General features: G+C 59.3%; 8 protein-coding genes. All 8 read left to right on the top strand.

All coding sequences use genetic code 11. From position 1 onward, the window contains the following. Positions 1 to 570: TolC family protein (locus QVO43_RS05105; RefSeq protein WP_288174555.1), on the top strand; the 570-nt coding region annotated here is incomplete at its 5' end. Beyond that, positions 567 to 1,607: an efflux RND transporter periplasmic adaptor subunit gene (locus QVO43_RS05100; RefSeq protein ID WP_022487498.1), complete on the top strand. Its 1,041-nt coding sequence runs from the start codon at positions 567 to 569 to the stop codon at positions 1,605 to 1,607. The genes QVO43_RS05105 and QVO43_RS05100, both read left to right, overlap by 4 nt. Next, positions 1,600 to 3,351, top strand: a complete 1,752-nt coding sequence (locus tag QVO43_RS05095) for an ATP-binding cassette domain-containing protein (protein ID WP_022487497.1) — start codon at positions 1,600 to 1,602, stop codon at positions 3,349 to 3,351. Before QVO43_RS05100 ends, QVO43_RS05095 begins: the two co-directional genes overlap by 8 nt. Beyond that, positions 3,348 to 4,457 carry an ABC transporter permease gene (locus QVO43_RS05090; RefSeq protein WP_022487496.1) on the top strand — a complete coding sequence of 370 codons (1,110 nt, stop codon included), beginning with the start codon at positions 3,348 to 3,350 and terminating at the stop codon, positions 4,455 to 4,457. The genes QVO43_RS05095 and QVO43_RS05090 overlap by 4 nt, the downstream gene beginning before the upstream one ends. Next, positions 4,458 to 5,573 carry an ABC transporter permease gene (locus QVO43_RS05085; protein ID WP_022487495.1) on the top strand — a complete coding sequence of 372 codons (1,116 nt, stop codon included), beginning with the start codon at positions 4,458 to 4,460 and terminating at the stop codon, positions 5,571 to 5,573. A 43-nt stretch (positions 5,574 to 5,616) separates the two neighbouring features. Beyond that, a complete protein-coding gene (locus tag QVO43_RS05080; RefSeq protein ID WP_022487494.1) occupies positions 5,617 to 6,732 on the top strand; it encodes a M20/M25/M40 family metallo-hydrolase in 1,116 nt (371 codons plus the stop codon). Positions 6,733 to 6,876: 144 nt separating this feature from the next. After that, the gene (locus QVO43_RS05075; RefSeq protein ID WP_288174554.1) at positions 6,877 to 7,653 is read left to right on the top strand and encodes a double zinc ribbon domain-containing protein; all 777 of its coding nucleotides are present in this window, start codon (positions 6,877 to 6,879) and stop codon (positions 7,651 to 7,653) included. Between the two features lie 19 nt (positions 7,654 to 7,672). After that, the coding region (locus tag QVO43_RS10140; protein WP_369678681.1) for a zinc-ribbon domain-containing protein at positions 7,673 to 7,754 on the top strand (82 nt) is incomplete at its 3' end.

Below are 7,754 nucleotides of genomic sequence, written 5' to 3'. Positions count from 1 at the left end.
CGGCTGGAAGCCCAGATCGCCCGGACCAAAGAGGCACGGGCGGAACTGAAGCCCCGGTTCACCCTGGACGGGTTCCTGGGGCTCATCACCCTGGGGGGCGGGAATCTGTTCGGTTCCGGCGCCCATTCCTTTGCCATTGCGCCTTCCTTCACCTTCCCCCTGTTCCATGGGGGACAGCTGCGGCAGAATGTGAAGCTGCAGGATGCCCGGGCCAAAGAATACCAGGCCCAGTATGAAAACACGGTGCTGAAGGCGGCCGGGGAAGTCCAGGATGCCATGACCGGTATCGTTCAGGAAAAGGAACGGAAAGACAAGCTCACCGCCGGGGTGGACAATGCCCAGGGGGCTTTCGACCTGGCGGAAAACCGCTTCCAGGCGGGACTCAGCGATTATCAGCCGGTATTGGACAGCGAACGGATCCTGCTTACCATGAAACGGCAGGAAAACCGCAGCCGGGGCCAGGAACTGGCGGACCTGATCCACCTGTACAAGGCACTGGGCGGCGGCTGGCAGCCTCTTTCTGATGCGGAACAGGCGGAAATCAGCAGGGCAGAAGGGAAGGATAAATGATGGCATTTTGGGAAAACCTTTTACAGGACAAAAAGAAACTGGCGGCCCTGGTGGCAGCGGCAGCCCTGCTCATCGGCGGGGGCTCCTACGGCTACCACCGGTATCAGGTGCAGAAGGCGGCCCGGCAGCTGACCCTCTACGGGAACGTGGATGTGCGGGAAGTATCCGTGGCCTTCCGGGAAAGCGACCGGATTGCGGAAGAAATGGTGGAAGAAGGAGACAAGGTCACCAAGGGCCAGGTACTGGCCCGGTTGGATACCGATGAACTGAAAATCAAGAAGAGCAAGCTCCAGGCCCAGATCGCCGCCCAGCAGAGCGTGGTGGACAAACTCCACAACGGCACCCGGGCGGAAGATCTGGAAGCGGCCCGGGCCAAAGCCGATGAGGCGGCAGCCCAGGCGGACCAGGCCCGGCAGGATCTGGCCCGGGTGGAGAACGCCTTTGCCTCTTCCAATGGAAAATCCGTCAGCAAACAGGACCGGGATGCGGCCCGGACCAAGGTGGATGTAACGGCGGCCCAGGCGGAAGCGGCCCGGCAGGAATATGAAAAAGCCCAGGCCGGTCCCCGGGATGAAGATGTGGCCAGCGGGGAAGCCCAGCTGAAAGCCCTCCAGGAAGACGCCAAACACGTGGACTACCTGCTGAGCCAGGCGGAACTCAAGGCACCGGCAGACGGGGTCATCCGGTCCCGGCTGCTGGAAGTGGGGGATATGGCTTCTCCTCAGAAACCGGTGTTCAAGCTGTCTCTCAATGAAAAGAAATGGGTCCGGGTCTATGTAAGCGAAAAGGATCTGGGCCGGATCTATGAAGGGATGAAGGCGAAGATTTATACGGACAGCCATCCCAAGAATCCCATCGAAGGCCAGATCGGCTATATTTCCTCTACGGCAGAATTCACCCCCAAAACGGTCCAGACCACGGAACTGCGTACCTCCCTGCTGTACGAAGTCCGGGTCTATGTAACCGATCCTGACAATGTGCTGCGGATGGGAATGCCCGCCACGGTGCAGATCGACACGGAGCAGAGCCATGACTGAATGGGTGGTCCAGGCTGAAAAGCTGGACAAACTCTTTGATGACAAGCAGGGAAAGACCCATGCTCTCCAAGGCATCGACTTCCGGGCGGAAAAAGGGAAAATGACCGCCCTCATCGGTCCGGACGGGGCCGGGAAGACCACCACCATGCGGCTGATCTGCGGGCTCATGGACCCCACCGGCGGGAGCCTGAAGGTGCTGGGGCTGGATTCAGTGGCCGGGGCGGAGGAAATCCAGTCCCGGATCAGCTACATGCCCCAGAAATTCGGCCTTTATGAAGATCTGACCATCCAGGAGAATATGGATTTGTATGCGGACCTTCACGGGATCTCCCAGGATACCCGGAAGGAGCGTTTTGCCAAACTGCTGGACATGACCGGGCTGGCTCCCTTTACCGGCCGGCTGGCCGGGAAGCTGTCCGGGGGCATGAAGCAGAAACTGGGGCTGGCCTGCACCCTGGTACGTTCTCCGGATCTGCTGATCCTGGACGAACCTACCGTAGGGGTGGACCCTCTCAGCCGTGACGAGTTGTGGATCATCATTAAGCAGATGGTCCGGGAAGAAAACCTCAGCGTCATTGTATGCACCGCCTACATGAACGAGGCGGCCATGTGCGACCATGTGTATGTGCTGAACCTGGGCCAGATGCTGTTTGAAGGGACTCCCCAGGAATTGAGCCAGGTGGCGGCGGGAAAATGCTTCGAAGTGGACCCGCCGGAAGAACTGCCCTACCGGGTGCTCCAGGGATCCCTGCTGGATGACACGGAACAGATCATCGATGCGGTTCCGGAAAGCGGTACCGTCCGGTACATTGCCGCCCGGCCCGGGGAACCCATTCCCACCCTGGAGCGGTGGAGCCTGACCCCCCGGGCGGTGGAACCCCGGCTGGAAGACGGGTTCATGATCCTGCTCCACCAGGCGGCGGATCTGGAAAAGACCCGGATCCCCCTGGCTTCTCTGGACAAGATCCCGCCCCGTCCTTCCCAGAATGAAGTGAGCATCGAAGTGAAGGACCTGGTGAAGAAGTTCGGGGATTTCACCGCGGTTTCCCATACTTCCTTCCAGGTCCACAAAGGAGAGGTGTTCGGCCTTCTGGGGCCCAACGGGGCCGGGAAGACCACTACCTTCCGGATGCTCTGCGGCCTGATCCCCGCCACCGGCGGCAAGCTCAGCGTGGCCGGGGAGAACCTGCGGACTGCCCGGACGGAGGCCCGGGCCAAAATCGGCTACGTGTCCCAGAAATTCGCCCTGTACACCAAGCTCAGCGTACTGGAAAATCTCCAGTTCTACGGAGGCATGTACGGCCTGCCCCGGAAGAAGCTCCAGGAACGGATCCGCACGGTGCTGGAGGAATTCCAGCTCACCGGGACGGAATCCCACAACGCCGGGGACCTGCCGGGAGGCTACAAACAGCGGCTGTCCATGGCCTGTGCCCTGCTCCAGGAGCCGGAGATCCTGTTCCTGGACGAACCCACCAGCGGCATCGATCCCCTGGCCCGGCGGATGTTCTGGCGGGAAATCACGGATCTGTCCTGCAAAGGGACCACCATCATCATCACTACCCACTTTATGGAAGAATCCGAGTACTGCGACCGGATCATGATCCAGGACCACGGGAAGATGCTGATCATCGGTTCCACAGACGAAATCCGGGAAAAACTCCATAAACCGGGGGCCAATATGGATTCCATGTTCATCGACATTGTGAATCAGGCCCGGGCCAGGGGAGAGGAGGCAGCCCAATGAGAGACAATCTGCGCCGGATCCGGGCTCTGACGGTGAAGGAGTTCCGGGAAGTGCTCCGGGATAACTCCAGCCTGGCCCTGGGCATCCTGCTGCCCATCCTGCTGATCCTGGTGATCGGCTATGGCATCAGCCTGGATGTGAAGCACGCCCCCATCGGGGTGGTGCTGGAGGACGCGTCTCCGGAGGCCCGGCAGGTGGTGGATTTCGTGGATGGATCGGAATACTTCCGACCCACCTACATGACCAGCATGAACCAGGCGCTCCGAGCCATGGAACAGCGGAAAATCGACGCTATCCTCCGGGTGCCTCCGGATTTCAGCCGCCAGCTCCACCAGGGGGACGGACGGGTCCAGCTGCTGCTGTACGGCACGGACACCACCACCGCCATGAGCATCCAGAGTTATGTGGAAACGGCGGCGGCCCAGTGGTCCGCCCGCCAGATGGCCGGCCAGGGCGTGGGAGCCGTGGACCTGGAATCCAGGCTCTGGTTCAATGATGCCCATGAAAGCACCTGGTACTTTTTGCCCGGGCTGATCCTGATGATCGTCACCCTGGTGGGGGTGCTGCTCACCGCCGGGGTCATGGCCCGGGAATACGAACGGGGGACCTTTGAATCCCTGTTCGTGACCCCGGTGAAAAAAGGGGAGATCATTGTGGCCAAGATGATCCCCTATTTCTGCATTGCCCTGCTGGGGGTCTTCATCTGTCTGATCCTGTCCCGGTTCCTGTTCCAGGTGCCTCTGGTAGGGTCCCTGTCCCTGATTTTGCTGTTTTCCGTCCTGTACCTGCTCACCGCCCTGGGCATGGGGATGCTGATTTCTGTGGTGACCAAAGCCCAGTTCATGGCCATCCAGGTTGCCCTTCTGGTAAGCTTCCTGCCCAGCATCATGCTTTCCGGGTTCCTGTTCGACCTGCGGGCCACCCCCCGGTGGGTCCAGTGGATCGGGGAAGTGCTGCCCTTCAAGCATTATCTGGTGGCCCTGAAGACCCTGTTTTTGGCCGGTGACCTGTGGCCGGTGATCCTGCCCCAGGCCGGCTGGCTGCTGTTTTTCATGGTGCTTTTCCTGGGCCTGGCCCTCCAGCGTATCCGAAAGAAGGTGGAATGAATGACGCCCTGGCAGCTATTTTGTCAGCAGGTCCGGTATATCTGCCGGAAAGAACTGCTGGCCATCTGGAAGGACAAGGCCTTCCGGCAGATTCTGGTAGTCCCCACTCTGGTCCTGGGGGTGATTTTCGGCTACACCGCCACCTTCAATGTGGAGGATGTGACTTATGCGGTATTGGACCAGAGCCATTCAGAGGCTTCCACCTCTCTGCTGGCCACCCTGGACGGCACCCGTTTTTTCCATCGGGTGGCGGATCTCCAGAATACCGCCCAGCTCAAGGATCCCATCGACCGGGAAGAAGCCATGGTGGTGCTGGCCATTCCCTCTGATTTTGAAGAGAAACTGGCCCGGGGAGAAAAAGCCCCCCTCCAGGTAATCACCGATGGCCGGAATACCATGACCGCCAGTCTGGCTTCCGCCTACACCTCCCGGGTGGTCCAGCAGTGGCTGGAAGCCCGGACCGGCCAGAAACCGCCCCTTTCCGTGGAAACCCGGACCTGGTTCAACCCCAACCAGCTGACCCTGTGGTATTTTGCTCCCGGGATCCTGGGGCTCATGAGCTTTTCCCAGGTGATCCTTTTGGCCGGCATGTCCGTAGCCCGGGAACGGGAGGAAGGGACCTTCGAACAGCTGCTGGTGACCCCGGCGTCCCCCCTGGTGCTCCTGATTGGGAAGGCGTTCCCTCCGGTGCTGGTGGGGCTGCTCCAGGGGACGCTGCTCCTGCTGCTGGATCTGTTCTGGTTCCAGGTGCCTTTTGAAGGGTCCTACCTGACCCTGTACCTGGTGCTGCTGGTCTATTTCCTCAGTTCCACCGGCATCGGGCTGAGCATTTCTTCCGTGTGCAGTTCCATGCAGCAGGTCCAGGTGTACACCTATGTGTATCTGATCCCCAATGCCCTTTTGAGCGGGGTGGCCACCCCGGTGCGGAACATGCCCCAGTTCCTCCAGATCCTGACTTATGCGGATCCTCTCCGGTTTGCCCTGGATGCCATCCGCCGGATCTATTTTGAAGGAGCGGGCCTTGGCACCATTGCACCGGATCTGTTGCCCATGGCCGTAGTGGCCGTCCTGACCCTCTGGCTGGCAGCGGTTTTATTCCGGAAGAATTTGGGGTAGAATAAGTATAAGTGAAGAGTCGAATACGAAAGGAGCCATGCCCATGAATGACGTGCTGCGCAAAATGGTGGAGGACTATATCCACAACCGGATGCCGGAATACCTCCAGACTCTGTATGATGTGATCACCATCCCTTCTCCCACAGGAGAAGAGGACAGGAAGGCCCAGTGGATCCTGGAACAATTGGAAGCCATGGGGGCGGAAGGCGCATACCGGGATGAAGCCGGCAATGTGATCTATCCCCACTGCATTGAAGGAGTGGACAAGTTCCCTTTGTACACCGCCCATATGGATACGGTGTTTGCGGGAGTGGACAGGATCACTCCGGACATCGACGGGCACATCCTGAAGGCCCCTTCCTGCGGGGACAACAGTTCTGACGTGGCTGCCCTGCTGTTCCTGATCCGGATGATGCTGACCCTGAAGCTCCGGACGCCGGCGGTGTTCGCCTTCAATGTGGGAGAAGAAGGGCTGGGGAACCTGAAAGGGAGCCGGGCCCTTACTGATGCCTTCGGGGACCGGCTCAGCTATTTCATGGCCGTGGACGGGAACAGCGACCGGTTCGTGAACCTGGCCGTAGGGTCCCGGCGGTACGCGGTCCATGTGGTCACGGCCGGGGGCCACAGCTATGCGGCTTTCGGGGCAGCCAACGCCATCAACGAAGCCGCGGGAATCATCCGGGATTTCTACAGCCTCCAGGTGCCCAAAGATCCCCGGACCACCTACAATGTGGGGACCATCCAGGGAGGTACCACCATCAACTCTATTGCTGCGGAAGTGGAATTCACCGTGGACCTGCGGTCCGTATCCCATTCCGAACTGGAAAAGCTGGATGCCGCCTTCCAGGCCATCCTGAAGGCCCACACCACGGACAAGGTAAAGGTGGAGACCCTGCTTCTGGGAGAGCGGCCCTGCAGCGAAGGGGTGCAGCACCATGAAATCCATGACCGGATCACCGCCATCCGGAAACGGGAAGGCCTGAAAACGGTGTTCAGTGCCAGCAGTACTGATGCCAACATTCCTCTCAGTCGGAACATCCCGGCCATCGCCTTCGGCATCAGCCTGGGCAAAGGGGCCCACACCCTCCAGGAAGAACTGGACATGACCAGCCTGGAACCGGGCCTGAAGCAGCTGGCGGCGTTTATTTGGGAGATGTAAGAGCTGCTGACAGGGAAAGGGGCTGTTGCGCACGCAACAGCCCCCTTTCCTATTCCCAATTTTCTGCGTATAATAAGAATCATAAAGAAAACTGCGGGAAACCGGGAGTTGGGGATGGTTTCCTTATACGGAAGGGGAATGGTTATGTCCAAGAAATGCAAACAGTGCGGCTGCGAACTGGCGGACGATGCCCTGTTCTGCGTCCAGTGCGGCGCCAAACAGGATCCGGTGGTGAAATGCCCCAAATGCGGTCATATGAACCCGGCGGCCAATGATTTCTGCACCGAATGCGGTACCCGGCTGAAGGAAACAAAGCCGGAGGAAAAGGGTGCCGGAGATGAAAAGCCGGCTGAATCCGTACAGCCAGCTCAGGAAGAAACTTACAAAGTAGTGGTGGCGGAACCGGTTTCCGGCGGCCAGGGAGGCGGCGGGAACCAGGGCTTCCAGAACTTCCGGATGCCTCCGGTTCCTCCGGAGGGCAACGGAAAGAAAAAGAAGATCCTGGCCATCATCGGGGTACTTGTGGTGGTCCTGGGACTGTTCTTCGCCTTTGGGGGCGGCAGCAAACCCATCCAGGTGAAATCCGGTGAAATCGTGGATGACTATATCCGGGACCAGAGTTCCGGAGATAAAAAATACAAGGACAAGACCGTCCAGGTTTCCGGTAAGGTAAAATGGAAGGGGCAGTTCAACAATTCCCAGAATTACAGCATTACCCTGGAAAGCCGGAAAAACGGCGGCAAGACCTATCAGGTGCTGGTGGATGTGCCGGCCAAACGGGCCAGCATCGTCAATGATCTGAAAATCGGGGATTTCGTCAATGTGAAGGGGAAATGCGTGGGTATCGTGAAACAGAAGAGCCCCACCCTGATCAGTGTCCAGATCAAATCCACCAAGATCAATGACCAGGATGCGGACTGAGGGGCAGGAGGCGTAACCCATGGCGAAATTTTGTGCCCATTGCGGGAATCAGCTGACGGAAGAGGAAAAATTTTGTCCGGTCTGCGGCAAGCCGGTGCAGC

Origin of the sequence: Acidaminococcus sp. CAG:542 (assembly GCF_000437815.1) — a bacterium.
In the GTDB taxonomy this organism is placed as follows: Bacteria; Bacillota; Negativicutes; order Acidaminococcales; family Acidaminococcaceae; genus Acidaminococcus.
This window is presented reverse-complemented; position numbering and strand designations above follow the sequence as displayed.